Here is a 24,365-nt window from a genome sequence, read left to right on the forward strand (position 1 = left end):
CACACCATGAAGAACAGCAAGAACCTCGCGCTCTACATCCTCGGCGTGGTCGCCGTGCTGGCGCTGCCCATCCTGTTGCAGACCCAGGGCAACGCCTGGGTGCGCATCGCCGACATCGCATTGCTCTACGTGATGCTCGCGCTCGGCCTGAACATCGTGGTCGGCTACGCCGGCCTGCTCGACCTGGGCTACGTGGCCTTCTTTGCGGTCGGCGCGTACCTCTACGCGCTGATGGGCTCGTCGCACCTCTCGGACACCTTTCCGTGGTTCAAGGCGATGTTCCCGAACGGGCTGCACACCTCGCTCTTGATCGTGGTTCCGCTCGCACTGGTGGTGGCCGGGGTGCTCGGCGCGATGCTGGGGGCGCCCACGCTGAAGCTGCGCGGCGACTACCTCGCGATCGTCACGCTCGGCTTCGGTGAAATCATCCGGGTGTTCCTGAACAACCTGGACCAGCCGATCAACATCACCAACGGGCCGAAGGGCATCACGGCGATCGACTCCATCAAGTTCTGGGGTCTCGACCTCGGCAAGGCGTGGAAGTTCGACGGCTTCACGATCTCCTCGGTCACGCTGTACTACTACCTGTTTCTGGCGCTCGTGGTGGCCACCATCATCATTTCGCACCGCCTGCAGATCTCGCGCATCGGCCGCGCCTGGATGGCCATCCGCGAAGATGAAATCGCTGCCAAGGCGATGGGCATCAACACCCGCAACATGAAGCTGCTGGCCTTCGGCATGGGCGCCAGCTTCGGCGGCGTGTCGGGTGCGATGTTTGCGGCCTTCCAGGGCTTCGTGTCGCCCGAGTCCTTCAGCCTGATGGAGTCGGTGATGATCGTCGCCATGGTCGTGCTGGGCGGCCTTGGGCACCTGCCTGGCGTCATCCTGGGCGCCGTGCTGCTGGCCGCGCTGCCCGAAGTGCTGCGCTACGTGGCCGGTCCGCTGCAGGCGATGACCGACGGCCGCCTCGACGCGTCCATCCTGCGCCAGCTGTTCATCGCGCTGGCCATGATCGTCATCATGCTGATGCGCCCGCGCGGCCTGTGGCCCTCGCCGGAACACGGCAAGACGCTGACCAAGAAGAACGGCGCGCCCGTCGACCCGACCCATGCGGCCGTGGCGCCCGGAACGCTGCAGACCCACGCACCGGGCATCGACAGCCCCGCCGACGAAGTGCCGGGTGCGGCATCGCGTCCCATGTCCATCAATCCGTGAGCCAAGGACACACAGACATGACGACAGACACCATCCTCGACGTTCGCGGCATCTCCAAGCGCTTCGGCGGACTGCAGGCCCTCTCGGACGTGGGCATCACCATCAAGCGCGGCCAAGTCTACGGCCTGATCGGGCCCAACGGCGCCGGCAAGACGACCTTCTTCAACGTGATCACCGGGCTGTACACGCCCGACAGCGGCACCTTCGAGCTGGCCGGCAAGCCCTACCAGCCGACGGCCGTGCACGAAGTAGCCAAGGCCGGCATTGCGCGCACCTTCCAGAACATCCGCCTCTTCGCCGAAATGACGGCGCTCGAAAACGTGATGGTCGGGCGCCACATCCGCACGCATTCCGGCGTGTTCGGCGCCATGCTGCGCACCAAGGGCTTCAAGGCCGAAGAAGCGGCCATCGCCAAGCGGGCGCAGGAGCTGCTCGACTACGTGGGCATCGGCAAGTTCGCCGACTACAAGGCGCGCACGCTGAGCTACGGCGACCAGCGCCGCCTCGAGATCGCGCGTGCCCTGGCCACCGACCCCCAGCTCATCGCGCTGGACGAACCGGCCGCCGGCATGAACTCGACCGAGAAGGTCCTGCTGCGCGAGCTCATCGACCGCATCCGCAAGGACAACCGCACGATCCTGATCATCGAACACGACGTCAAGCTCATCATGGGCCTGTGCGACCGCGTCACCGTGCTCGACTACGGCAAGCAGATTGCCGAGGGCAACCCGGTCGAGGTACAGAAGAACGAAAAGGTGATCGAGGCCTACCTCGGCACCGGAGGACACTGAGATGAGCACCGCAGAAGCAACGATGGCAACCGCGACGGCACCGGCCGCCGCCAAGGCCGCAGGCAAGAACCTGCTCAAGGTCCGCGGCCTGAAGGTCGGCTACGGCGGCATCCAGGCCGTGAAGGGCGTGGACTTCGACGTGTTCGAGGGCGAGCTGGTCTCGCTCATCGGCTCCAACGGCGCCGGCAAGACCACCACCATGAAGGCCATCACCGGCACGCTGCCGGCCGGCGCGGGCGACATCGAATTCCTGGGCCGCAGCATCAAGGGCCGCGGCGCCTGGGACCTGGTGGGCGAGGGCCTCGTGATGGTGCCCGAGGGCCGCGGCGTGTTCACGCGCATGACGATCACCGAGAACCTGCAGATCGGCGCCTACATCCGCAACGACAAGGCCGAGATCGCCAGCGACATGGAGCGCGTGTTCGTGACCTTCCCGCGCCTGCGCGAGCGCAAGGACCAGCTGGCCGGCACGATGTCGGGCGGCGAACAGCAGATGCTGGCCATGGGCCGCGCGCTCATGGCGCGCCCGAAGGTACTGCTGCTCGACGAACCCACCATGGGCCTGTCGCCGATCATGTGCGACAAGATCTTCGAGGTGGTGCAGACCGTGGCTTCGCAGGGCGTCACGATCCTGCTCGTGGAGCAGAACGCCAACCGCGCGCTGCAACTGGCCGACCGTGGCTACGTCATGGAGTCGGGCCTCATCACGATGAACGGCGACGCCAAGGAACTGCTGCGCGACCCGCGCGTGCGCGCCGCCTACCTCGGCGAGTAAGCGCCGCAAGCGCCAACCGGCCAGCACCGCCGAGCGCGGTGGCTGGCCGTTTTTCCGTCTGTCCCTATCCCATCATCGCGGCGGCGGCCTTGATCGCCTCGCGGATGCGGCCGTAGGTGCCGCAGCGGCACACGTTCTCGATGGCGTCGATGTCGGCGTCCGTCGGGGTGCGTGTGCGGCGCAGCAGGTCTACCGCGGCCATGATCTGGCCCGGCTGGCAGAAGCCGCACTGCGGCACGTCCAGGTTCATCCAGGCCTGCTGCACCGGGTGCAGCGTGTTGCCGTTGGCCAGGCCCTCGATGGTCGTCACCTGGCGCCCGCGCACGTCGGACACGCGCACCGAGCAGGTCGTCACGGCCTTGCCGTCGACGTGGCAGGTGCAGGCCTTGCACACGTTGATGCCGCAGCCGTACTTCGGGCCGGTGATGCCGAGCTTGTCACGCAGCACCCACAGCAGCGCCAGGTCGTCGGGCGCCTCGACGTCGACGTTCTGGCCGTTCACCTTGAAAGATTGCACAGGCATGGCGGGTCTCCTCAGGCGGGGATCGGAACGTTGACGGGCGTGGGCAGCTTGCCCGGCGGGATCGGCGTGAAGTCGACCGGGAAGTTCAGCGGGAAGCTGCGCGGCTTGATGCCGGTGGCGCGCCCGTAGGCGTTGGCAATGGCGCCCGAACTCGCCGACAGGCCGACCTCGCCCAGGCCGCCGATGGCCTCGCCATTGGCCGGCAGGATGATGATCTTCACATCCTTCGGGTAGTGCTTCATGCGCGAGAAGTGGTACTGCGAGTAGCTGCCTTCCAGCGGCAGGCCGTTCTGGATGTGCAGCCCCGCCGACAGCACCAGCGCGATCGATTCGCACAGGCCGCCCTGCAGCTGCGCCTCGATGCCCGAGGGGTTGATCGGCGTGCCCACGTCGATGGCGATGGTCGCTCGCACCACGCGGGCCTGCGCCGGCACGCGCGCGTCGATCTCGACGATGCAGGCCGTGAACGACTTCGACTCCTGGTGCACGCCCACGCCCTGCGCAAAGCCTGCCGGCATCGCCTTGCCCCATTGCGCGGCCTCCGCCACCGCCTTCAATACCGCGCGGGCGCGCGGCAGGCGCAGGTACTCGAGCCGGAAGGCGACCGGGTCCTTGCGCGCCGCACGGGCCATCTCGTCGACCAGGATCTCTTCCACCAGCCGCGCGGGCTGGATGTGCACCGAGCGGTAGGAGCAGGTGTTCATGTCCATCGGCACCGGCGTCAGCAGCTTGGTCGTGACGCCGAAGTTGTAGGGCGACGTCACCATGGTCTTGAACATGACCTGCTCGATCGCGAAGTTGCCCACCGTCTGCGGGAAGGCATTGGGCAGCGCGATGGCGGCGGCCTCGAGCATGTTGCCGAAGCCGTGGCGCGTGTCCAGGCGCACGCTGGCGATACGCTGCTCGAAGGCGATGACCTGGCCCAGCAGCATCGTGGCGCGCGCCTTCTGGTAGATCGGCGGGCGGATGCGCGTGTGGCGCATGTCGTCGGTGCGGTGGTACATCAGGCGGCAGGGGCGCCCCAGCGCCTTCGACACCTGGATCGCCTGCAGCACCGGGTCCCAGAACAGGCGCCGCCCGAAGGAGCCGCCCGAGGGCACCGCATGCACGACGACCTTGTTCAGCGGCAGGCCCAGTTCGGCGGCCACCGCCTGCTGGGTGACGATGGGGCTCTGCAGCCCGGCCCAGATTTCGGCGCGGTCGGGCCGCACATCGGCGATCGCGCATTCGACTTCCATCGGGCAGTGCGCGGCCGGCGCGAACTCGAACTCGGCCTCGACCGTCAGTGCGCCCAGCGGCGGCAGCGCAAAGGGCAGCAGCGACGACTTCAGCTTGCGCATGATGGTGGCGTTCGACTCGCCGTCGAGCGGGCCGGCGGCCCAGGTCACGTCGAGCGCGTTCACCGCGGCCCAGGCCTGGCCGAAGGTCTCGGCCATCACCGCCACGCCGGGCGGCGTCGGCGTGATGCCATTGGTGGCGGGGATCGGCACCACGCCGATCACGCCCGGCATGCCCATCACCGTGTTCAGGTTGTTGATGCCGACGAACTTGCCGTTGATGGTTGGCGGGCGCCGCACCATCGTCGGCTTGGCATTGGGCACCGCCTGGTCGAGCGTGAACTTCTTGCGCCCGGTGACGATGTCCAGCGCATCGAGCCGCGTCACGCGCTGGCCGACCACCGAGGGCGTCGAGCCCGAGAGCAGGCCGCCGAGGCCACCCAGCACTGGCATGCCGGCGTGCATCGAGCGCACGCTCGACGAGCCGCCCGTGAGCTGGTTCCAGATCAGCTCGGGGCTCGCGTCGGCCGACGTGACTTCGATGGCGCTCAGCGGCAGGCGCAGCTTGTCGGCCAGCATCATCGCGCTGGCCGTGGCGATGCCCTGGCCCACTTCGAGGCGCGGCAGCGCCAGGCGCACGCGGCCGTCGCCGGTGTTCGTCACCTTCACCAGCGGCATGGTCGGCAGCGAGGTCAGCGTGACTGCGTCGCCGATGTCGATCAGGTCGGTGGTGTCGGGCGGGGTCATCGGCAGTAGCGCGGCCACCGCGGAGGCGGGCGCCGTGAGGGCGCCGAGCCCCGCGATGCCGGCCGCCGCCGAGGCCAGCGGCGCGGCCGTGGCGTAGCCCAGCACGTCGCGCCGGCGCAGGCCGTGCGCGTCCCCGTCGTCCGGCCCGCGCGCGGGACGCGGGTCCTTGTTCGAACGCTTCATCGTTGTCTCCTTGTTGTTTGGCGAACGCGGATGACTGTGGCACCATCGCCGCGCCGAAGATGTCGTTGCAACGACATTTCTTACGGTCCCCGCCGACCGGCGCCTGCGACGGATCGGCCGATGCGATGTCACGAGGGACGACAGCAGGAGGCGCGATGTCGAACGCGTTGGAGAACATGCTTCGCGAGAGCCTGTGGGCGCGCGCGCTCACGGACGACGAACTCGACCGCGTCGTCCAGGAGTCGCACGAGCGCGTGGTGCCGGCCGGCGGCTTCGTCGTGCGGCGGGGCGAGCCGGCCGATCACTGGATCGGCGTGATCGACGGCCTCATGAAGATGTCGGTGTCGCTGCCCGACGGGCGCGTGTCCACCTTCACCGGCGTGACCGCCGGCGGCTGGGGCGGCGAAGGCTCGCTGCTCACCCCCGGATGCTGGCGCTACGACGGCGTGGCGCTGCGGCCCACGCGCGTGGCCTGCGTGCCGAGGCACAGCTTCGAGCGGCTGATGTCCACCAGCATCGACTTCAATCGGTTTCTGTTGTTACACATCAATGCGCGACTGAGCCTGTTCATCGGCCTCATGGAATTCGATCGCCTGCTCGGGCCCGACGCGCGCGTGGCGCGTTGCCTGGCCAGCCTGTTCGACCCCATCCTCTATCCGCGCGCCACCCGCTTCGTGCGGTTGAGCCAGGACGAGATCGGCCTCTTGTCGGCCGTGTCGCGCCAGCGTGCCAACCGCGCGCTGCATGCGCTGCAGCGCGACGGCCTGTTGCGCATCGAACATGGCGGCGTGGAAGTGCTCGACCTCGCGGGCCTGCGCACCTACCAGAGCGGGGCGGCCGAAGCGGCGGCGGCCGTGGCCGCGGCCACCGACACGCAGGCCGCGGCGCCCCTGGACGACCTCGTCAGTCCACCTTCGCCCCGGTGGCCTTGACCACCTTCTCGTACTTGGCGAGTTCGCTCTTCATGAAGGCGCCGAACTGCTCGGACGAGTTGCCGACCGGCTCGGCCAGCATCGAGGCGAAGCGGGTCTTCGTTTCCGGCGCATTCAGCGCGGCGACGAAGGCCTGATTCAGCTTCGCGACCACCTCGGGCGGCGTGCCGGCCGGCGCGACCAGGCCCCACCAGGTGTCGATCGAGAAGCCCTTGAGCGTGTCGGCCACGGGCGGCACGTCGGGCAGGGCGCTGCTGCGCTTGAGCGTCGTGACCGCGATCGCCTTCAGCTTGCCCGAGCGGATGTTCGGCGCGGCCGTGGCGAGGTTGTCGAAGTTGAAGTCGACCTGCCCCGACAGCAGCGCCAGCTGCGCCGGGTTGCCGCCGTTGTACGGAATGTGCACCGCGAAGATGCCCGCTTCCTTCTTGAACAGCTCGCCCGCCAGGTGGCCGGCGCTGCCGTTGCCGCCGCTGGCGTAGTTGAGCTTGGCCGGGTTGGCCTTGGCGTAGCGGATCAGGTCGGCCAGCGTACGGATGTTCAGGCGGTTGGCCGTCTCGGCGTTCATCACCAACACGTTGGGCACGCGCACCATCTGCGTGATCGGCGCGAAGTCGGTCGCGGCGTTGAACGGCATCTTGCTGTACAGCCACGGGTTCACCGCGTTCGTGGCCGTGGCCGCGATGCCGATCGTGAGGCCGTCGGCCGGCGCCTTGGCGACGAAGTCGGCACCGATGTTGCCGCCCGCGCCGGGCTTGTTGTCGATGATGACCGGGCCGCCCAGCGTGTCCTTCACCTGCTCGGCCAGGATGCGCGCCGTGTTGTCGATCGGGCCGCCGGCCGCGTAGGGCACGACGAGGCGGATCGGGCGGTGTTGTTGTGCGACCGCGTGGCTGGTGGCCAGCACCGTGGCGCCAGCGATCAGGGTCAGGAGGAAGTGTCTCGTCTTCATGTTGTTCTACGCAAAGGAAAAGGGGGAACGCGAAGGCTCAGGGCAGGGCCTTGTCGGCTTCGGTGGTGAAGGCGTCGGCGAAGAACTCTTCTTCCGGCAGGCCGGCCAATGCCACGTAGTCGCGCTTGGCCGAGTCGACCACGATCGGCGCGCCGCAGGCATACACCTGGTGGCCCGACAGGTCGGTGAAGTCTTCCAGCACCGCCTGGTGGACGAAGCCGGTGCGGCCGGTCCAGTTGTCTTCCGGCGTGGCGTTCGACACCACGGGCACGTAGCGCAGGTTCGGCATCGCGGCCAGCTGCTCGCGCAGCCAGGCGTCCATGTAGAGGTCCTCGGGGCGGCGTCCGCCCCAGTAGATCGCGGCGGGCCGCTCGATGCCCTTGAACTGCATGTGCTCCAGCAGCGCCTTGATAGGCGCGAAGCCCGTGCCCGAGGCCAGCAGGATCATCGGCTTGTCGGAGTCTTCGCGCAGAAAGAAGCTGCCGAACGGGCCTTCGATGCGCAGAATCTCTTTTTCCTTCATCGCGCCGAAGACGTGGTCGGTGAACTTGCCGCCCGGCAGGTGCCGCAGGTGCAGTTCGAGACCCGTGCCCGGCACGGCCACCGTGTGCGGCGCGTTGGCCATCGAGTAGCTGCGGCGCGCGCCGTCGCGCAGGATGAATTCGACGTACTGGCCTGCATAGAACTGCAGCGGCTCGCCGGCCGGCAGTTGCAGGCGCAGCATCATCACGTCGTGCGACTGGCGCGTGAGCGCCATCACGCGCACCGGCATCTTGCGGATCGGCAGCGCGCCGGCCTCGGTGACCTGGCGCGACTCCAGCACCACGTCGCTCGTCGGATGGGCGCAGCAGGTCAGCACGTAGCCGGCCAGTTGCTCCTCGGCGCTCAGCGCCTTGCTCTGGTGCGGGCCGAGCGTGACCTCGCCCGACAGCTTCTTGCACTTGCAGGAACCGCAGGCGCCGTCCTTGCAACCGTAGGGGAGGCCGATGCCCTGGCGGATGCCGGCCGCGAGGATGGTTTCGTCGCCCTGGACCACGAAGTGGCGCCCGCTGGGTTCGACGGTGATGGAAAAGCCCGCTTCGTGCGGCGCTGTAGCAGTCATCGGTATTCTTCGGGGGTGAACTTTCCCGGCTGCATGCGGCCGGGACAACTGAATTGAGACAGGAAACCCGGATTTTGCCTTCAATCAATAGTCCCTCCGGCGCACTGCCGGCCCGGTTCCGGCGCGAGCGCCTGCTGATCGTCGGCTGCGGCGATGTCGGCCAGCGCGTGGCGCGCAACCTGCGCGGGCGCATGCAGCTGGTGGCGCTCACGTCCTCGGCCGACCGCGTCGCGGCGTTGCGCGCGGCCGGCATCCGGCCGCTGGTGGGCAACCTGGACGACCGCGCCACCCTGCGCCGCCTGGCAGGCATCGCCACCCGCGTGGTGCACCTGGCGCCGCCCGCCCGCGAAGGCGGCGCGGCCTGGTGGCGCGACCAGCGCACCGTGTCGCTGGCGCAGGCGCTGCGGCTGCGCTCGCTGCCCTCGGCGCTGGTCTACGGCTCCACCAGCGGCGTGTACGGCGACTGCGGCGGCGCGCGCGTGAGCGAAACGCGCGGCGTGCGCCCCGACACCCCGCGCTCCCACCGGCGCGTCGATGCCGAGCGCGCCGTGCGCTGGTTTGGCCGCAGCACCGGCGTGCGCACCAGCATCCTGCGCATCCCGGGTATCTACGCGCCCGACCGCGAGAACGGCACGCCGCGCGGCCGCCTGGAGCGCGGCACGCCCGTGCTGCGCCGCGAGGACGACGTCTACACCAGCCACATCCACGCCGACGACCTCGCACGCGCCTGCGTGGCGGCGCTGTTTCGCGGCAAGCCCCAGCGCGTGGTGCACGCGTCGGACGACACCGAGCTGCGCATGGGCGACTACTTCGACCTGGCCGCTGACCTCTACGGCATGCCCCGCCCGCCGCGTGTGGCGCGCGGCGAGGCCGAGCGGCAGTTGCCGCTGCAACTGCTGAGCTTCATGGGCGAATCGCGCCGGCTCGACAACACGCGGCTCAAGCGCGAGCTGCGCGTGCGGCTCGCGCATCCGACGGTGCGCACCGGCCTGCAGCCCACAGAAGCCTGAAGGGACGCACCCGTGAACAAACAGAGCGTGCGCATCCCCGACGGCCATCCGACCTTCGGCTCGACCGCCGTCTTCGACACCTTCAAGTACGCGCCCGGCGTCAAGGCCGGCGGCCTGCTGTTCGTGGCGGGGCAGGTCGGCCTGCGTGCCGACGGCAGCGTGCCCGAGAGCGCCTCGGAACAGGCCGACTGGGCCTTCCGGCGGCTGGGCGTGGTGCTCGAGAGCGCGGGGCTCGGCTTCGCCGACCTGGTGGAGATCGTGAGCTACCACGTCGACGTCGAGCACGAGCTGACGGGCTTTCGCGAGGTGAAGGACCGCTACATCACCGGGGATTTCCCGGCGTGGACGATCCTCGGTGTGGCGGCGCTGGCGCGGCCGGCGCTGCGGGTGGAGATTCGTGCGGTGGCGGCGTTGAAGACCGCGCAAGCGGGCTGACACCGAAGCGGATGCCCAGGGGCCGGGCGTACCATGGCAGGACAGGTTCCAGATCGAACCGATCGAAGCGAAGCGGACGAAACGAATGCCCCAAACGATTGAAGCGTTGCTTGCCGATCAAGGCGCGCAGGCTGTCCTCGCCTACTTGAACGCGCGCGTGCCGCATCGGTACACCGGGATCTACAAGATCCGCGCCGACCTGGTCACGAGCCTCTACCTGCACGACAAGCAAGGCGAGCTGATCCCCGAGAACATTGCCGTCGTGCCCTTCGAGGCGAGCATCTGTCCCTTTGTCCTGCGCGACGGGTGGTTCCGCACCGACGACTCGAGCGTGGACGAGCGCTTTGCCACGCACCCCGGACGGGACTACACCATCAGCTACCACGGCGTTCCGCTCTTGAACCCCTCGGGCGCGGTCGCCGGCACCTTGTGCCACTTCAACTTCACGGCCGTGCCGCTGCCGGACGACGAGTTCGAGCTGCTGCACCAGGCCGCCTTGTCGCTGCAGGTGAAGCTCGCCGACGTGCTTGGCTAGGGCGGGGCGCTGCCCGGCCCGAAAGCCCCCGAGGCAAAGAAAAACCCGCTGCGCCAGTGAAGCGAGCGGGTTTCTTGATGTGGGGGTGAGACGGTGTCGTCTCGTGGTGCCCGGGGCCGGAATCGAACCGGCACACCTTTCGGTGGGGGATTTTGAGTCCCCTGCGTCTACCAATTTCACCACCCGGGCACATCCGGAAGGAAGCCCAAAATTATGGCACAGTGGCTGGCATGAATTATCCGACGATCGAAGACGCCATCGGCAAGACCCCCCTGGTTGCCCTGCAACGCATCCATGCCGCGGAAAACGCCAAGCGCGGCAACGTGATCCTGGGCAAGCTCGAAGGCAACAATCCGGCGGGCTCGGTCAAGGACCGGCCGGCGCTGTCGATGATCAAGCGGGCCGAGGAGCGCGGTGAAATCAAGCCCGGCGACACGCTGATCGAGGCCACCTCGGGCAACACCGGCATCGCGCTGGCGATGGCCGCGGCCATCAAGGGCTACCGCATGGTGCTGATCATGCCGGAGGACCTCTCGGTGGAACGCGCCCAGACCATGAAGGCCTTCGGCGCCGAGCTGGTGCTCACGCCCAAGAGCGGCGGCATGGAATACGCGCGGGACCTGGCCGAGCAGATGGTCGCCCAGGGCAAGGGCCGCGTGCTCGACCAGTTCGCCAACCCCGACAACCCGCGCATCCACTACGAGACCACCGGCCCCGAGATCTGGACCGACACGCACGGCAAGATCACGCACTTCGTGAGCGCCATGGGCACCACGGGCACCATCACCGGCGTCTCGCGCTACCTGAAGGAAAAGAACCCGGCGGTGCGCATCGTCGGTGCGCAGCCGGCCGAAGGCTCGCGCATTCCCGGCATCCGCAAGTGGCCGGTCGAGTACCTGCCGAAGATCTACGACCCGAGCCGCGTCGATGAAGAAATCAGCGTGAGCCAGGACGACGCCGAAGAGATGTGCCGGCGCCTGGCGCGCGAAGAGGGCATCTTCGGCGGCATCTCGGCAGCCGGCGCGCTGTGGGCGGCCATCGAGGTGTCGAAGAAGGTCGAGAACGCCACCATCGTCTTCGTGGTCTGCGACCGCGGCGACCGCTACCTGTCGACGGGCGTTTTCCCCGCCTGATCCCTTCACACTGCGGCGGCGCCTCCGGGCGCCGCACGCCCGAGAAAAAGAACAGAGACTTTCCATGCCCCACCCCAAGTTCTGCCAGGCCTGCGCCACCCCGCTCGAATGGATCGCGTTGATGGAAGACGGCGGTCCCAAGGAGCGCCTGCGCTGCCCCAACTGCGGCCACACGCACTGGAACAACCCCACGCCCGTGCTGGCGGCCATCGTCGAGTACCGCGGCCAGGTGCTGCTGGCGCGCAATGCGGCCTGGCCGGGCAAGATGTTCGCGCTCATCACCGGCTTCATGGAGGCCGGCGAGACGCCCGAGGAGGGCATCGCGCGCGAGGTCAAGGAAGAGACCGACCTGGACGTCAGCGCCGCCAAGCTCGTCGGGGCCTACGACTTCCAGCGCATGAACCAGATCATCATCGCGTACCACGTGGTGGCCGACGGCGAGGTGAAGCTCTCGCCCGAGCTGGTGGACTACCGCCTCTACGACCTGCCCGACCTGCGGTGCTGGCCCGCCGGCACCGGCTATGCGCTGGCCGACTGGCTGCGCACGCGTGGCCACGAGCCGGTGTTCTTCACTGCCGCGGAAAACGAAGAGCGTCGCCGCGGCCTGAACCTGCCGCCGGAGCCTGGCAATGCAAGTTGACCGCGAAATCGACACGCGCGGCCTCAACTGCCCGCTGCCGATCCTGAAGGCGAAGAAATCGCTCAACGACATGGTGAGCGGCCAGCTGCTGAAGGTGGTGTCGACCGACCCGGGCTCGGTGCGCGACTTCCAGGCCTTTGCGCGCCAGACCGGCAACGAACTGGTGGCGCAGGAGACCGTGGGCAGCGACTTCATCCACGTGCTGAAGCGGCGCTAGCGTCGGCAACCGGCCAAAGAAAAAGGGGCCTCGCGGCCCCTTTCTGTTTTCAGCGCTTTGCAGTGCCCTCAGAGCTTCAGGCTCTTGAGGTACTCGCGGAACTGCACGCCCACTTCGGGGTGCGCCAGCGCCAGCTCCACCGACGCCTGCAGGAAGCCTTCCTTGCTGCCGCAGTCGTAGCGGATGCCCTTGTACGAATAGGCGTAGACCAATTCCTTCTTCATCAGCGCCGCGATGCCGTCGGTCAGCTGGATCTCGCCACCCGCGCCCTTGGGCTGGTTGCGGATCTCGTCGAACACGCCGGGCGTGAGGATGTAGCGGCCGGCCACACCGAGGCGCGAGGGCGCGTCTTCGGGCTTGGGCTTCTCGACCATGCGGTTGACCTTCACGAGGCCGTCTTCCACGTTCTCGCCGGCCACGATGCCGTAGCGCTTGACGTGTTCCAGCGGCACTTCCTGCACGGCCAGCACCGAGGCGCCCAGGCGCGCGAAGACTTCGGTCATCTGCGCCAGCACCGGCTGGCCGTCGACAGGGCCGACCATCAGGTCGTCCGCCAGCAGCACGGCGAAGGGCTCGTTGCCCACCAGGTGCTCGGCGCACAGCACGGCGTGGCCCAGGCCCAGCATGCGCGGCTGGCGCACGTACGAGCAGGTCATGTCGTCGGGCGACACCGAGCGGGCGATTTCAAGGAGTGCGTCCTTGCCGCTGGCTTCGAGCTGGCTTTCGAGCTCGTAGGCGGTGTCGTAGTGGTCTTCGATCGCGCGCTTGTTGCGCCCGGTCACAAAAATCATGTCGCGGATGCCCGCGGCATAGGCTTCTTCGACGGCGTACTGGATCAGCGGCTTGTCGACGACTGGCAGCATTTCCTTCGGCTGGGCCTTGGTGGCCGGCAGAAAGCGGGTGCCGAAGCCTGCAACAGGGAATACGGCCTTGCGGATGCGCGTCGGGGAAGAAGTGGACATGGGCGGTTCAGTGTCGTTGGATGCAGGAAAAAGGAGAGGGATGAGGACGGTTACGGCGCGAAGCCGATGACCAAATCCTAATCCCCCACCCGGACCCCGTCTGTCAGCCGAGGCGCACAAGCTGGCCGCGCAGGCGCTCCAGCGTGGCGGTGAAATCGGCCAGGCGCGTGCGCTCCTGTTCGATCACGGCGGGCGGCGCCTTGGCCACGAAGGCCTCGTTACCGAGCTTGCCGTGCACCTTGGCGATCTCGCCCTCGATGCGTGCAATTTCCTTGCCGATGCGCAGTTTCTCGGCCGCCTTGTCGATCTCCATGTGCAGGCACAGGCGCGTCGTGCCCACCACCGCCACGGGCGCCGCTTCGGCGGCGGCCTGCCACGAGGCCTCGTCGTCGAACACCTTCACTTCCTTGAGCTTGGCCAGTGCCTGCAGCACCGGGGCCGCATCGCGCAGGAAGGCCGCGCCTTCGGCGTCGTCGGCCACCGCATACAGCGGCAGGCGAGTCGCGGGCGACACGTTCATTTCGCCGCGCAGCGTGCGGCAGGCGTCGACCAGCGCCTTCAGGCGCGCCACGTGCGCTTCTGCGGCTTCGTCGATCTTCTCCGGCTGGCTCTGCGGGTAGGCCGCGATCATGATCGACGCGCCTTCGCGGCCCGCGACCTTCGACACCTTCTGCCACAGCTCTTCGGTGATGAACGGAATGATCGGGTGCGCCAGGCGCAGCAGCGCCTCGAGCACGCGGATCAGCGTGCGGCGTGTGGCGCGCTTCTGCGCATCGTCGCCGGTCTGGATCTGCACCTTGGCGATCTCGAGATACCAGTCGCAGAACTCGTCCCAGGCGAACTGGTAGATCGCGTTGGCCACGTTGTCCAGACGGTATTCCTCGAAGCCCTTGGCCACTTCGGCCTCGACGCGCTGCAGCTGCGAGACGATCCAGAAGTCGGCGCGGCTGAACTTCAGGTAGCCGTGCGCCTTGCCGCCGACCTGGCAGTCTTCCTTCGTGTGCTCCAGCAGGCCGCAGTCCTGGCCTTCGCAGTTCATCAGCACGAAGCGCGTGGCGTTCCACAGCTTGTTGCAGAAGTTGCGATAGCCCTCGCAGCGCTTCGAGTCGAAGTTGATGCTGCGGCCGAGCGAAGCCAGCGAAGCGAAGGTGAAGCGCAGCGCATCGGCGCCAAAGGCCGGAATGCCCTCGGGGAATTCCTTCTGCGTGTTCTTGCGCACGGCCGGTGCGGTCTCGGGCTTGCGCAGGCCTTGCGTGCGCTTGTCGAGCAGCGCGGGCAGCTCGATGCCGTCGATCAGGTCGACCGGGTCGAGCACGTTGCCTTCCGACTTGCTCATCTTCTTGCCCTGGGCGTCGCGCACCAGGCCGTGGATGTACACGTCCTTGAACGGCACAGTGCCCATGAAGTGCTTGGTCATCATGATCATCCGGGCGACCCAGAAGAAGATGATGTCGTAGCCCGTCACGAGCACGGTCGAGGGCAGGTACAGCGCCAGGTCCTGCGTCTTCTCGGGCCAGCCCAGCGACGAGAAGGGCACCAGCGCCGACGAGTACCAGGTGTCGAGCACGTCTTCGTCGCGCGTGAGCGTCTTGCCCGGTGCCTTGGCCTGGGCCTCGGCTTCGGTCTCGGCCACGTACACCTTGCCGTCTTCGTCGTACCAGGCCGGAATCTGGTGGCCCCACCAGAGCTGGCGCGAAATCGTCCAGTCCTGGATGTTCTCCATCCAGTGGTTGTAGGTGTTGACCCAGTTCTCGGGCACGAAGCGCACTTCGCCCGACTTCACGACGTCGATGGCCTTCTGCGCGATCGACTGGCCGTCGGCACCGGGGCGCGTCATGGCCACGTACCACTGGTCGGTGAGCATGGGCTCGACCACGGCGCCCGAGCGCGCGCAGCGCGGCACCATGAGGCGGTGCTTCTTCACCTCGACCAGCAGGCCCAGCGCCTCGAGGTCGGCCACGATGGCCTTGCGCGCCACGAAGCGGTCCATGCCGCGGTATTTTTCGGGTGCGTTGTCGTTGATGGTCGCGTCGAGCGTCAGGATGCCGATCACCTCGAGCTTGTGGCGCTGGCCCACGGCGTAGTCGTTGTAGTCGTGCGCGGGCGTGACCTTGACCACGCCGGTGCCGAATTCCTTGTCGACGTAGTCGTCGGCAATGATGGGAATCAGCCGGTCCACCAGCGGCAGCTTCACGCGCTGGCCGATCAGGTGCTTGTAGCGCTCGTCTTCGGGGTGGACCATCACGGCCGTGTCGCCGAGCATGGTTTCGGGGCGCGTGGTGGCCACCGTGAGCGTGCCGCTGCCGTCTTCCAGCGGGTAGGCGATGTGCCAGAGCGAGCCGTCTTCTTCCTCGCTCTCGACTTCCAGGTCGCTCACCGAGGTCTTGAGCACCGGGTCCCAGTTGCCCAGGCGCTTGCCGCGGTAGATCAGGCCTTCTTCATACAGCTTCACGAAGGTGTGCGTGACCACCTTGGAGAGGTCGTCGTCCATCGTGAAGTACTCGCGGCTCCAGTCGACCGTGTCGCCCATGCGGCGCATCTGCTCGGTGATGGTGCTGCCCGACTTTTCCTTCCACTCCCACACGCGCGCCACGAAGTTCTTGCGGCCCAGGTCATGGCGGCTGACCTTCTGCTCCTGCAGCTGGCGCTCCACCACGATCTGCGTCGCGATGCCTGCGTGGTCGGTGCCCGGCACCCACAGCGTGTTGGCGCCCTTCATGCGGTGGTAGCGCGTGAGGCTGTCCATGATCGTCTGGTTGAACGCATGGCCCATGTGCAGCGTGCCCGTCACGTTGGGCGGCGGCAGCTGGATCGCGAACGACTCGGCGCCTTCCTTGGGCTGCTGCGTGCCGCGGAAGCCCGCCTTGGCGTAGCCGCGCTGCTCCCATTCCGGGCCCCAGTGCGCCTCGATGGCGGCGGGTTCGAACGATTTGGACAGGCTCTCGAGGCCGGGCTGGGAGGTAGGTTCGCTCATGGGGAATGCAAAACGGCACCCTCGGGTGCCGTTGGTGACAGGGTGGGATTGCCCGGGATTTTACCGGGGCGGCCCGGGGAAACCCCAGCCCCACATAATCAGCTGATGCTGTTCCTGCTTTCCCCCGCGAAGTCGCTCGATTACGACACCCCCGTCCCCTCCGAAACCCCCGCCACCCAGCCCCATTTCGAAGCCCCGCGCGGCCCCTCGGTCGAACTCATCAAGCTGCTGCGCGAGAAGTCGCCCCAGGACATCGCCGAGCTGATGCACCTGTCGGACAAGCTCTCGGCCCTCAACGTGGCCCGCTACGCCGCCTGGTCGTCCAAGAGCACCGAGAAGAACGCCCGCCAGGCCGCCTTCGCCTTCGACGGCGACGTGTATGGCGGCTTCGACGCCCGCAGCCTCACGCCCGCCCAGCTCGCCTGGGCGCAGGACCATGTGGGCATCCTCAGCGGCCTGTACGGCCTGCTGCGCCCGCTGGACCGCCTGCAGCCCTACCGGCTCGAAATGGGCACCGCGCTGGCCAACCGCCACGGCAAGGACCTGTACGCCTTCTGGGGCTCGCGCATCGCCGAGCACCTGAACGAGCGCCTGGCGGCCGACCGCACGCCGGTCGTCGTCAACGTCGCCTCGCAGGAGTACTTCAAGTCGGTCGACCAGAAGGTGCTCAAGGCGCGCGTGGTCGAATGCGTGTTCCAGGAGTGGAAGGGCGACAGGTACAAGATCGTGAGCTTCTTCGCCAAGCGCGCCCGCGGCCTGCTGGCGCGCTGGGCCGTGGTGCACCAGGCGGCCACGCCCAAGGCGCTGGAAAAATTCGACCTCGAGGGTTATGGTTTCGACGCTCAAGCGTCGACAGCCGAAAGGCTGGTGTTCAGAAGAAAGCTAGCATGACCCCCAGGCTGCGCGCACTTCGTGTCGCTTCGCCAACCCCCTTCCAGGGGGCAACACCAGCGGCCCGGCAAAGCCGGTTCCGCGGTGTTTCTGGCGAAGAACTGCGTGGAGTCATGTGTTGCGGGTCTCATTGCAGAGTGGAGGAGCACTGACATGTCCCAAGCGATCAGTCCGGAATTGCGCGAATGGCTGGTGGCCCAGCTCGCGGCCGGCCATTCGGTGCCCGCGTTGCGCATGTCGATGCGGGCGGCCGGCTGGCAGGATGCCGCCACCGACCTGGCGCTGGCCCAGCTCGAAGCCGGCTTCCCCGATGTCGCGGCGGCCCTGGCGCCGGCGCGCACCGAGATGCCAGGCCCCGACCTCGACGGTGCGCCGCTGTACCTCGACGCCGGCGACCGCCGCGTGCAGGTGCTGCAGACCGTGCGGCATCCGCGCGTCGTCGTGTTCGGCAACCTGCTGTCGGCCGAGGAATGCGAAGGCCTGATCGCCGCCGCGCGCGTGCGGCTGGCGCGCTCGCTCACCGTCGAGACCCGCACCGGCGGCGAGGTGCTCAACGTCGATCGCACCAGCGACGGCATGTTCTTCGAGCGCGGCGAGAACGAGATCGTCGCGCGCCTCGAACAGCGCCTGGCCATGCTGCTGCGCTGGCCGCTCGAATACGGCGAGGGCCTGCAGATCCTGCGCTACGCGCCCGGCGCGCAATACCGCCCGCACTACGACTACTTCGACCCGCACGAGCCCGGCACGCCCACCATCCTCAAGCGCGGTGGCCAGCGCGTGGCCACGCTCGTGATGTACCTGCAGGAGCCTGAGCAGGGCGGCGCCACCACCTTCCCCGACATCGGGCTCGAAGTGGCCCCGGTGCGCGGCACCGGCGTCTTCTTCAGCTATGACCGGCCCGACCCCGCCACCCGCACGCTGCACGGCGGCGCGCCGGTGCTCGCGGGCGAGAAATGGGTCGCCACCAAGTGGCTGCGCGAGCGCGAGTTCAAGTGAAAAGAAAAACAGGGACCCGATGAAAGTCACCGCCAACGGCCTGCAGATCGAAGTCGACGACACCGGCGGCGAAGGGCGCCCCGTCATCCTGCTGATCATGGGGCTGGGCATGCAGCTGGTCGCGTGGCCCGACGCGTTCGTGCAGCAGCTGGTCGATGCGGGCTTTCGCGTGGTGCGCCACGACAACCGCGACATCGGCCTGAGCCAGGGCTTCGACCACCTCGGCACCGGCAACCTCGTGTGGGAAACCATCCGCCACCGCATCGGCCTGAAGGTGCGCAGCGCCTACACGCTGCAGGACATGGCGCTCGATTCGCTCGGCGTGCTCGACGCGCTGGGCATTGCCCGCGCCCACATCGTCGGTGCCTCGATGGGCGGCATGATCGCGCAGCGCATCGCCGCCACCGCGCCCGGGCGCACCGCCAGCCTCGTGAGCATCATGAGCTCCAGCGGCGCGCGCGGCCTGCCGGGCCCGCGCCGCGAGGTCGGGGCCATGCTCATGCGGCGCCCGCGCAGCCACGACGAGGCCGCGCTGGTCGCGCACAGCATCAAGCTGCTGCGGCTCATCCAGAGCCCGGCCTACCCGCAGACCGACGAGCAACTGGCCACGCGCCTCACCTTCAGCATGCGCCGCGCCTACCACCCGGCCGGCCTGATGCGCCAGATGCTCGCCATCGGCGCCGACGACGACCGCCCCCAGGTGCTGGCGCGCATCCAGCGCCCGACGCTGGTGCTGCACGGCGACGCCGACGCGCTCGTGCCCATCGCCTGCGGCCGCGATTCGGCGCAGCGCATTCCGGGTGCGACCTTCATCGCCGTGCCCGGCATGGGCCACGACCTGCCGCCCGAGGTCTGCACGATCCTCGCCAACCACATCGCTCCGTTCGCACACGCGGCGGATGCCGGAACCGCCCCATGAGCCACGACCCCACCAACCCCAACACGAACCCCAACACCCCCGAACAGTCGCAGCTCGGCCGCGCCTCGGCCTACGCCGACACCTACGACCCGAGCCTGCTGTTCCCCATCGCACGCGCCACGCAGCGCGAAGCCATGGGCATCCAGGCCGGCGCCTTGCCCTTCTTCGGCGCCGACCTCTGGACCGCCTTCGAGCTGAGCTGGCTGAACCCGCGCGGCAAGCCGCAGGTGGCCATCGCGCACTTCACCATCCCGTGCGAAACGCCCAACATCATCGAGAGCAAGTCGTTCAAGCTGTACCTCAACAGCTTCAACAACAGCACCTTCGCCAGCATCGATGCCGTGCGCGAGCACCTGCGCACCGACCTTTCCGAAGCCGCATGGCGCGGCAGCGACCAGTCGGCCGGCATCGGCGTGAAGCTGCTCACGCCCGACCTGTTCGACCGCGAACCGGTGCACGAGATCGACGGCCTGGACCTCGACCGCCTCGACATCGAATGCACCCACTACCAGCCCGCGCCCGAATTGCTGAGCAGCGACACGACGCAGGTGCACGTGAACGAAACCCTCACCAGCCGGCTTCTGAAGAGCAACTGCCTCGTCACCGGCCAGCCCGACTGGGGCAGCGTGCAGATCCGCTACAGCGGCCCGCCCATCGACCAGGCCGGCCTGCTGGCGTACATCGTGAGCTTTCGCAATCACAACGAGTTCCACGAACCTTGCGCCGAGCGCATGTTCACGGACATCTGGCGCCAATGCCAGCCGACCAAGCTCGCGGTGTATGCGCGCTACACGCGGCGCGGCGGGCTGGACATCAACCCGTTCCGCACGAGCTGGCCGCAGGCGCTGCCGGCGAACATCCGCACGGCGCGGCAGTAACGGCCACCCGCCGGCGGTCGCGCGCTGCCGCCGCTTAAGCCCCTCTTCGGAAACCCCAAACCCGCACCCGCCTGGCCTGTGGCATTCTGAAATTCCCCCGCGAGTTCGCGGGCGAACGAACATCCGAAGCAGAGGCAAGACACATGGTTGAAGGCAAAGTGATCGTCGTCACCGGCGCGGGCGGCGGCATCGGGCGCGACATTGCGCTCGCGATGGCGCGGCATGGCGCGAAGGTGGTGGTCAACGACATCGGCGCGGGGCTCGATGGGGCGGGCGGCAGTGCCGGGCCGGCGCAGCAGGTGGTCGAGGAGATCCGTGCGGCGGGCGGCGAGGCCGTGCCCAACACCGACAGTGTGGCCGATGCCGCGAGCGCGGGGCGCATCGTGGAATGCGCGGTCGACAGCTTCGGGCGCATCGATGCGGTGGTGAACAACGCGGGCATCCTGCGCGACCGGTTCTTCCACAAGATGTCGGTCGACGAGTGGGACGCGGTGATCAAGGTGCACCTGTACGGCGCCTACTTCGTGAGCCGCGCGGCCGCGACGCATTTCAAGGAACAGAATTCGGGCGCGCTGGTGCACATGACCTCCACCTCGGGCCTGATCGGCAACTTCGGCCAGGCCAACTACGCGGCGGCCAAGCTCGGCATCGCGGCGCTGTCGAAGTCCATCGCGCTGGACATGCTCAAGTTCAACGTGCGCTCCAACTGCATCGCGCCTTTCGCCTGGAGCCGCATGATCGGCGCCATTCCCACCGACACCGACGAGCAGCGCGCCCGCGTCGACAAGATCAAGCAGATGACGCCCGCCAAGGTGGCGCCGCTCGCGGTGTACCTGGCGAGCGATGCGGCGGCGGCCGTGAACGGGCAGATCTTCTCGGTGCGCAACAACGAGATCTCGCTCATCAGCCAGCCGCGCCCGGTGCGCTCCATCCACCGCTCCGAAGGCTGGACGCCCGAGAGCATCGCCGAGCACGCCATGCCCGCGATGCGCGCCAGTTTCTTCCCGCTGGACCGCTCGGCCGACGTGTTCAGCTGGGACCCGGTCTGAGAAGGTGTGAACGACCCCGCCATGTCCGGATTCATTCACACCTTCTGAGGACAAACCCGCAAGCGGCTGCAGGCGACGCCGTTCGCCGGACAATGCGCGTTCCTCCCGCTTCCTTCGTGCCCGCCCGGTGAACCTGCACTTCGACCTGTTCGACCTGAAACTGTTCGTCTACGTGGCGGACGCGCGCAGCCTCACGCGCGGCGCCGAGAAGGCCTGCATCTCGCTGGCCGCCGCGTCCACGCGCATCAAGCAGATGGAAGAGGCGGTGGGCGGCAAGCTGCTGCACCGCAGTGCGCAGGGCGTGAGCCTCACGGCGGCAGGGCAGGCCGTGCTGTACCACGCCAAGCGCGTGATGCAGCAGATGGAGCACCTGCGCTGCGACATGCAGGACTTCGGCAAGGGCATCAAGGGCCATGTGCGCGTGTTCGCCAACACCACCTCGATCACCGAGTACCTGCCGCAGAAGCTCGCGGGCTTTCTCACGCAGCACCCGGCCGTGCAGGTCGATCTGCGCGAATACCTGAGCGAAGAGATCGTGCGCGCCGTGGCCGACGGCGAGGCCGACATCGGCATCCTCGCGGGCGATGTGCACACCGGCGAGTTCGATGCGCGCCCGTTCGGGCGCAACCAGCTCGTGCTGGTGGTGCCGCCCACGCATCCGCTGGCGGGCGCATCGTCGGTGGCCTTTGCCGACACGCTCGACGAGCAGCACGTGGGCCTGCACCACGGCAGCGCGATCCACCGCTTTCTGCAGCGCCGCGCCGAACTCGCGGGGCGTGGCTTCAACCCGCGCATCCAGGTCAGCAGCTTCGAGGCCATCTGCCTGATGATCGAAGCGGGCGTGGGCGTCGGCGTGCTGCCGTCGTCGTCGGCGCACAGGCTGTCGATGGCGATGCGCATCTCGACCGTGGCGCTCAGCGATGCCTGGGCCGAGCGCGAGCTCAAGCTCATCGCGCGCAACCGCGAGCAGCTGCCGGCCTCCGCGCGCGAGCTGTTCGATCACCTCACCCTGGCCTGAGGCGCGACGGGCCATGTCCGCCGACCTGAAATCGTTGCGCCTGTTCGTGGCCGTGTCCGACCACGGCAGCATCAGCGAAGGCGCCAAGCGCTGCCATATCGCGCTGGCTGCTGCGAGCAAACGCATCTCCGATCTCGAGGCGCGCGCCCGGCTGCCGCTGCTGGTGCGCCATGCGCGCGGCGTCACGCTCACCTCGGCCGGCCATGGGCTTCTCCTGCATGCGCGCGCCGTGCTCTCGGCCATGGACCGGCTCGGCGCCGAGCTCGACGATTTCCAGAACGGTGTGGCGGGCGTGGTCAGCATCACGGCCAACGCCTCGACCATCGCGCAGTTCCTGCCGGCGCAGATCGGCTCGTTCCTGCGCCTGCACCCCGTGCTCAAGATCGACCTGCAGGAACGCGCCAGCACCGAGGTGGTGAAGGCCGTGCAGGCCGGTCTGGCTGATATCGGCGTGATCGAGGGCCAGACGCCCGCCGACGGCCTCGAATGCCTGCCCTACCGCACCGACGAGCTGGCCGTGGTGGTCGCGCGCGACCACCCGCTGGCGCGCCGCAAGCGCATCGACGTGGCGGAGGTGCTGCGCCACGACCATATCGTGGTGCGCGAAGGCACGGCGCTGCACCGCGTGCTGCTGGCCGCCGCGCTCGAGGCCCAGGTGCCGCTCAAGGTGCGCATGCAGGTGGGCAGCTTCGACATGGTCTGCCGCATGGTGGAGCAAGGCGTGGGCATCGGCGTGCTGCCCTATGCGGCCATCCTGCCGCAGCTGCAGATTCTCAAGCTGCGCTGCCTCAAGCTCGACGCGCCCTGGGCGCTGCGCCGCCACCTGCTGTGCGTGCGCCGCCAGCAGGAGCTCACGGCCGCCGCGCGCTCGGTGCTCGAACACCTCGGCCGCCCCGACTGAGCTGAGGCCATCGGGCAAGGAGCCTTCGCGCCGCGCGAAGGCTCGAACTCGCCAAAAACGAATTGTTCTCCTGCGGCCCTCGCGCAAAGATGCGGGCACACCAAAGGAGACACCCTTGAAGATCATCCGCGTCAGCGCCACGCCGCTGAACATTCCCGTGACCATCGACGTGGTCGGCCTGAACAAGCAGACCTCGCTGTCGCTGTGCCTCACCGAGATCGAGACCGACACCGGCCTCGTCGGCCACGGCATGACCGCCATCACCGAAGAAGAAATCATCGCCGCCGCCGTGCGCGAAGTGGCCGGCCCCGCGCTGATCGGCGAAGACCCGATGGCCACCGAGCGCCTGTGGGAGAAGCTCTACTGGCTGCTCTCGCCGCGCGGCCAGACCGGCTACGCGAGCCACGCCATCGCCGCGCTCGACATCGCGCTGTGGGACTTGAAGGGCAAGGCATTGGGCCAGCCGCTGTGGCGCCTGTTCGGCGGCGCGCGCGCCAAGGTGCCGGTGTACGCCACCTTCGGCTTCGGCTTCTTCGAGCGCGACCAGCTCGCCGCCGCCGCGAAGCTGTGGGTGTCGCAAGGCTTCCAACGCCTGAAGATGACGGTCGGCAACCACGCGCTCGCGCGCCGCGACGAGCCGCGCCCGCTCGACGAGGTCATTGCCGAAGACGTGCGCCGCGTCGCCGCCGTGCGCGAGGCCGTGGGCCCCGACGTCAAGCTGTACGTCGATGCCAACTGCGGCCTCGACCTGTTCCACGCCACCGAACTCGCGCACCGCATCGAGCCCTACGGCATCAGCTTCTTCGAGGAGCCGCTCACGCAGAACGACGTGCGCCAGATGGCGCAGCTGCGCGCGCGCACGCGCATCCCGCTGGCCTGCGGGCAGAACGAGGGCCTGGCCTTCCGCTTTCGCGACCTGCTGGTGAACCAGGCGGCCGATGTGCTGCAGCCCAACGTGACCATCTCGGGCGGCTACTCGCAGTGCCTGAAGATCGCGGGCATGGCCGCGGCCTTCAACGTGCCGATCGACAACGGCGGCGCCTGGCCCTTCCACAACATGCACCTGCATGCGGGCGTGTCCAACGGCGGGCTGGTCGAGTACCACTACGTCGCGGTGCAGATGCTCAAGCAGATCTTCGACGGCCTGCCCGTGCCCGACCAGGGCTGGCTCACGCTGCCCGAGGCGCCGGGCCTGGGCTTCACGCCCAACGCCGAGCGCGTGCGCGAACTCGCGAAGCTGCCGACCTCGCACGGGAAAGGCAAGGCCTGAGCGCCACCCGACGACACTTCCGACCACGACCAGGCCGCGCAGA

24 protein-coding genes and 1 tRNA gene are annotated in these 24,365 nt (G+C 68.2%); 18 read left to right on the forward strand and 7 right to left on the reverse strand.

Annotated features, from left to right (window positions below):
* Positions 1 to 6 precede the first annotated feature (6 nt).
* Genes VHAB30_RS01310 through VHAB30_RS01320 form a run of 3 tightly spaced genes read left to right on the forward strand, consistent with a single transcriptional unit; the run spans position 7 to position 2,781 of the window.
* Positions 7 to 1,215 (forward strand): branched-chain amino acid ABC transporter permease, encoded by a 1,209-nt coding sequence (locus VHAB30_RS01310; protein WP_062481017.1) that lies wholly within the window; start codon positions 7 to 9, stop codon positions 1,213 to 1,215.
* Positions 1,216 to 1,232: 17 nt separating this feature from the next.
* On the forward strand, positions 1,233 to 2,006 hold the full coding sequence (locus tag VHAB30_RS01315; RefSeq protein ID WP_056572293.1) for an ABC transporter ATP-binding protein: 774 nt from the start codon (positions 1,233 to 1,235) through the stop codon (positions 2,004 to 2,006).
* Position 2,007: 1 nt separating this feature from the next.
* Complete coding sequence (locus tag VHAB30_RS01320; protein ID WP_172438340.1) at positions 2,008 to 2,781, forward strand: ABC transporter ATP-binding protein; 774 nt, start codon at positions 2,008 to 2,010, stop codon at positions 2,779 to 2,781.
* A 64-nt stretch (positions 2,782 to 2,845) separates the two neighbouring features.
* Here VHAB30_RS01320 and VHAB30_RS01325 read toward each other — a convergent pair whose 3' ends face one another.
* Together VHAB30_RS01325 and VHAB30_RS01330 are read right to left on the reverse strand one after the other, a co-directional pair.
* Entirely contained in the window at positions 2,846 to 3,304 is a 459-nt protein-coding gene (locus VHAB30_RS01325) for a (2Fe-2S)-binding protein (RefSeq protein ID WP_056572291.1), read from the reverse strand.
* A gap of 11 nt (positions 3,305 to 3,315) precedes the next feature.
* On the reverse strand, positions 3,316 to 5,511 hold the full coding sequence (locus VHAB30_RS01330) for a xanthine dehydrogenase family protein molybdopterin-binding subunit (RefSeq protein WP_159275544.1): 2,196 nt from the start codon (positions 5,509 to 5,511) through the stop codon (positions 3,316 to 3,318).
* 155 nt (positions 5,512 to 5,666) lie between these two features.
* On the opposite strand from VHAB30_RS01330, the gene VHAB30_RS01335 reads away from it, so the two are divergent.
* Positions 5,667 to 6,443 carry a Crp/Fnr family transcriptional regulator gene (locus VHAB30_RS01335; protein WP_095746547.1) on the forward strand — a complete coding sequence of 259 codons (777 nt, stop codon included), beginning with the start codon at positions 5,667 to 5,669 and terminating at the stop codon, positions 6,441 to 6,443.
* Here the strand turns inward: VHAB30_RS01335 and VHAB30_RS01340 are convergent.
* Positions 6,415 to 7,392 (reverse strand): Bug family tripartite tricarboxylate transporter substrate binding protein, encoded by a 978-nt coding sequence (locus VHAB30_RS01340; RefSeq protein WP_095746546.1) that lies wholly within the window; start codon positions 7,390 to 7,392, stop codon positions 6,415 to 6,417. The genes VHAB30_RS01335 and VHAB30_RS01340 overlap by 29 nt on opposite strands.
* 37 nt (positions 7,393 to 7,429) lie before the next feature.
* Positions 7,430 to 8,494, reverse strand: coding sequence for a CDP-6-deoxy-delta-3,4-glucoseen reductase (locus VHAB30_RS01345; RefSeq protein ID WP_159275545.1), 1,065 nt, complete (start codon positions 8,492 to 8,494; stop codon positions 7,430 to 7,432).
* A gap of 74 nt (positions 8,495 to 8,568) precedes the next feature.
* On the opposite strand from VHAB30_RS01345, the gene VHAB30_RS01350 reads away from it, so the two are divergent.
* From VHAB30_RS01350 to VHAB30_RS01360, 3 genes are all read left to right on the forward strand, one after another.
* Positions 8,569 to 9,504 (forward strand): SDR family oxidoreductase, encoded by a 936-nt coding sequence (locus VHAB30_RS01350; protein WP_159275546.1) that lies wholly within the window; start codon positions 8,569 to 8,571, stop codon positions 9,502 to 9,504.
* A 12-nt stretch (positions 9,505 to 9,516) separates the two neighbouring features.
* Positions 9,517 to 9,939: a RidA family protein gene (locus VHAB30_RS01355; RefSeq protein WP_159275547.1), complete on the forward strand. Its 423-nt coding sequence runs from the start codon at positions 9,517 to 9,519 to the stop codon at positions 9,937 to 9,939.
* An 85-nt stretch (positions 9,940 to 10,024) separates the two neighbouring features.
* On the forward strand, positions 10,025 to 10,474 hold the full coding sequence (locus tag VHAB30_RS01360) for a GAF domain-containing protein (RefSeq protein WP_159275548.1): 450 nt from the start codon (positions 10,025 to 10,027) through the stop codon (positions 10,472 to 10,474).
* Between the two features lie 104 nt (positions 10,475 to 10,578).
* Here VHAB30_RS01360 and VHAB30_RS01365 read toward each other — a convergent pair.
* Positions 10,579 to 10,663, reverse strand: a tRNA-Leu gene (locus VHAB30_RS01365).
* A 41-nt stretch (positions 10,664 to 10,704) separates the two neighbouring features.
* On the opposite strand from VHAB30_RS01365, the gene cysM reads away from it, so the two are divergent.
* From cysM to VHAB30_RS01380, 3 genes are all read left to right on the forward strand, one after another.
* Complete coding sequence (cysM, locus tag VHAB30_RS01370) at positions 10,705 to 11,607, forward strand: cysteine synthase CysM (RefSeq protein WP_095746540.1); 903 nt, start codon at positions 10,705 to 10,707, stop codon at positions 11,605 to 11,607.
* 64 nt (positions 11,608 to 11,671) lie between these two features.
* The gene (locus tag VHAB30_RS01375; RefSeq protein ID WP_159275549.1) at positions 11,672 to 12,247 is read left to right on the forward strand and encodes an NUDIX domain-containing protein; all 576 of its coding nucleotides are present in this window, start codon (positions 11,672 to 11,674) and stop codon (positions 12,245 to 12,247) included.
* Positions 12,237 to 12,464, forward strand: coding sequence for a sulfurtransferase TusA family protein (locus VHAB30_RS01380; RefSeq protein ID WP_159275550.1), 228 nt, complete (start codon positions 12,237 to 12,239; stop codon positions 12,462 to 12,464). The genes VHAB30_RS01375 and VHAB30_RS01380 overlap by 11 nt, the downstream gene beginning before the upstream one ends.
* A gap of 68 nt (positions 12,465 to 12,532) precedes the next feature.
* Here VHAB30_RS01380 and galU read toward each other — a convergent pair whose 3' ends face one another.
* Both galU and VHAB30_RS01390 read right to left on the reverse strand, forming a co-directional pair.
* Positions 12,533 to 13,426 (reverse strand): UTP--glucose-1-phosphate uridylyltransferase GalU, encoded by an 894-nt coding sequence (gene galU / locus VHAB30_RS01385; RefSeq protein ID WP_159275551.1) that lies wholly within the window; start codon positions 13,424 to 13,426, stop codon positions 12,533 to 12,535.
* A 103-nt stretch (positions 13,427 to 13,529) separates the two neighbouring features.
* Positions 13,530 to 16,400, reverse strand: a complete 2,871-nt coding sequence (locus VHAB30_RS01390) for a valine--tRNA ligase (protein WP_159275552.1) — start codon at positions 16,398 to 16,400, stop codon at positions 13,530 to 13,532.
* A 105-nt stretch (positions 16,401 to 16,505) separates the two neighbouring features.
* Here VHAB30_RS01390 and yaaA point away from each other — a divergent pair, with 105 nt between their 5' ends.
* The 8 genes from yaaA (at position 16,506) to VHAB30_RS01430 (ending at position 24,322) form a co-directional block, all read left to right on the forward strand.
* Positions 16,506 to 17,291 carry a peroxide stress protein YaaA gene (yaaA, locus tag VHAB30_RS01395; protein WP_159275553.1) on the forward strand — a complete coding sequence of 262 codons (786 nt, stop codon included), beginning with the start codon at positions 16,506 to 16,508 and terminating at the stop codon, positions 17,289 to 17,291.
* Positions 17,292 to 17,444: 153 nt separating this feature from the next.
* Entirely contained in the window at positions 17,445 to 18,287 is an 843-nt protein-coding gene (locus VHAB30_RS01400) for a 2OG-Fe(II) oxygenase (RefSeq protein ID WP_159275554.1), read from the forward strand.
* Between the two features lie 19 nt (positions 18,288 to 18,306).
* Entirely contained in the window at positions 18,307 to 19,206 is a 900-nt protein-coding gene (locus VHAB30_RS01405) for an alpha/beta fold hydrolase (protein WP_095949647.1), read from the forward strand.
* Positions 19,203 to 20,084 carry an NADPH-dependent 7-cyano-7-deazaguanine reductase QueF gene (gene queF / locus VHAB30_RS01410; protein ID WP_159275555.1) on the forward strand — a complete coding sequence of 294 codons (882 nt, stop codon included), beginning with the start codon at positions 19,203 to 19,205 and terminating at the stop codon, positions 20,082 to 20,084. Before VHAB30_RS01405 ends, queF begins: the two co-directional genes overlap by 4 nt.
* Positions 20,085 to 20,227: 143 nt before the next feature.
* A complete protein-coding gene (locus tag VHAB30_RS01415; protein WP_062479791.1) occupies positions 20,228 to 21,133 on the forward strand; it encodes an SDR family NAD(P)-dependent oxidoreductase in 906 nt (301 codons plus the stop codon).
* 127 nt (positions 21,134 to 21,260) lie between these two features.
* Positions 21,261 to 22,151 carry a LysR substrate-binding domain-containing protein gene (locus VHAB30_RS01420; RefSeq protein ID WP_095746534.1) on the forward strand — a complete coding sequence of 297 codons (891 nt, stop codon included), beginning with the start codon at positions 21,261 to 21,263 and terminating at the stop codon, positions 22,149 to 22,151.
* A gap of 13 nt (positions 22,152 to 22,164) precedes the next feature.
* Positions 22,165 to 23,052, forward strand: a complete 888-nt coding sequence (locus VHAB30_RS01425) for a LysR family transcriptional regulator (RefSeq protein WP_099795466.1) — start codon at positions 22,165 to 22,167, stop codon at positions 23,050 to 23,052.
* A 115-nt stretch (positions 23,053 to 23,167) separates the two neighbouring features.
* Entirely contained in the window at positions 23,168 to 24,322 is a 1,155-nt protein-coding gene (locus tag VHAB30_RS01430; RefSeq protein ID WP_159275556.1) for a mandelate racemase/muconate lactonizing enzyme family protein, read from the forward strand.
* The last annotated feature ends 43 nt before the right edge of the window (positions 24,323 to 24,365 follow it).

Source organism: Variovorax boronicumulans (assembly GCF_009811375.1).
GTDB classification, from domain to species: domain Bacteria; phylum Pseudomonadota; class Gammaproteobacteria; order Burkholderiales; family Burkholderiaceae_C; genus Variovorax; species Variovorax boronicumulans.

Coding starts and splice junctions, on each gene's coding strand:
- VHAB30_RS01310 (WP_062481017.1), top strand. CDS start 7: ATGAAGAACAGCAAGAACCTCGCGCTCTACATCCTCGGCGTGGTCGCC.
- VHAB30_RS01315 (WP_056572293.1), top strand. CDS start 1,233: ATGACGACAGACACCATCCTCGACGTTCGCGGCATCTCCAAGCGCTTC.
- VHAB30_RS01320 (WP_172438340.1), top strand. CDS start 2,008: ATGAGCACCGCAGAAGCAACGATGGCAACCGCGACGGCACCGGCCGCC.
- VHAB30_RS01325 (WP_056572291.1), bottom strand. CDS start 3,304: ATGCCTGTGCAATCTTTCAAGGTGAACGGCCAGAACGTCGACGTCGAG.
- VHAB30_RS01330 (WP_159275544.1), bottom strand. CDS start 5,511: ATGAAGCGTTCGAACAAGGACCCGCGTCCCGCGCGCGGGCCGGACGAC.
- VHAB30_RS01335 (WP_095746547.1), top strand. CDS start 5,667: ATGTCGAACGCGTTGGAGAACATGCTTCGCGAGAGCCTGTGGGCGCGC.
- VHAB30_RS01340 (WP_095746546.1), bottom strand. CDS start 7,392: ATGAAGACGAGACACTTCCTCCTGACCCTGATCGCTGGCGCCACGGTG.
- VHAB30_RS01345 (WP_159275545.1), bottom strand. CDS start 8,494: ATGACTGCTACAGCGCCGCACGAAGCGGGCTTTTCCATCACCGTCGAA.
- VHAB30_RS01360 (WP_159275548.1), top strand. CDS start 10,025: ATGCCCCAAACGATTGAAGCGTTGCTTGCCGATCAAGGCGCGCAGGCT.
- cysM (WP_095746540.1), top strand. CDS start 10,705: ATGAATTATCCGACGATCGAAGACGCCATCGGCAAGACCCCCCTGGTT.
- VHAB30_RS01375 (WP_159275549.1), top strand. CDS start 11,672: ATGCCCCACCCCAAGTTCTGCCAGGCCTGCGCCACCCCGCTCGAATGG.
- VHAB30_RS01380 (WP_159275550.1), top strand. CDS start 12,237: ATGCAAGTTGACCGCGAAATCGACACGCGCGGCCTCAACTGCCCGCTG.
- galU (WP_159275551.1), bottom strand. CDS start 13,426: ATGTCCACTTCTTCCCCGACGCGCATCCGCAAGGCCGTATTCCCTGTT.
- VHAB30_RS01390 (WP_159275552.1), bottom strand. CDS start 16,400: ATGAGCGAACCTACCTCCCAGCCCGGCCTCGAGAGCCTGTCCAAATCG.
- yaaA (WP_159275553.1), top strand. CDS start 16,506: ATGCTGTTCCTGCTTTCCCCCGCGAAGTCGCTCGATTACGACACCCCC.
- VHAB30_RS01400 (WP_159275554.1), top strand. CDS start 17,445: ATGTCCCAAGCGATCAGTCCGGAATTGCGCGAATGGCTGGTGGCCCAG.
- VHAB30_RS01405 (WP_095949647.1), top strand. CDS start 18,307: ATGAAAGTCACCGCCAACGGCCTGCAGATCGAAGTCGACGACACCGGC.
- queF (WP_159275555.1), top strand. CDS start 19,203: ATGAGCCACGACCCCACCAACCCCAACACGAACCCCAACACCCCCGAA.
- VHAB30_RS01415 (WP_062479791.1), top strand. CDS start 20,228: ATGGTTGAAGGCAAAGTGATCGTCGTCACCGGCGCGGGCGGCGGCATC.
- VHAB30_RS01425 (WP_099795466.1), top strand. CDS start 22,165: ATGTCCGCCGACCTGAAATCGTTGCGCCTGTTCGTGGCCGTGTCCGAC.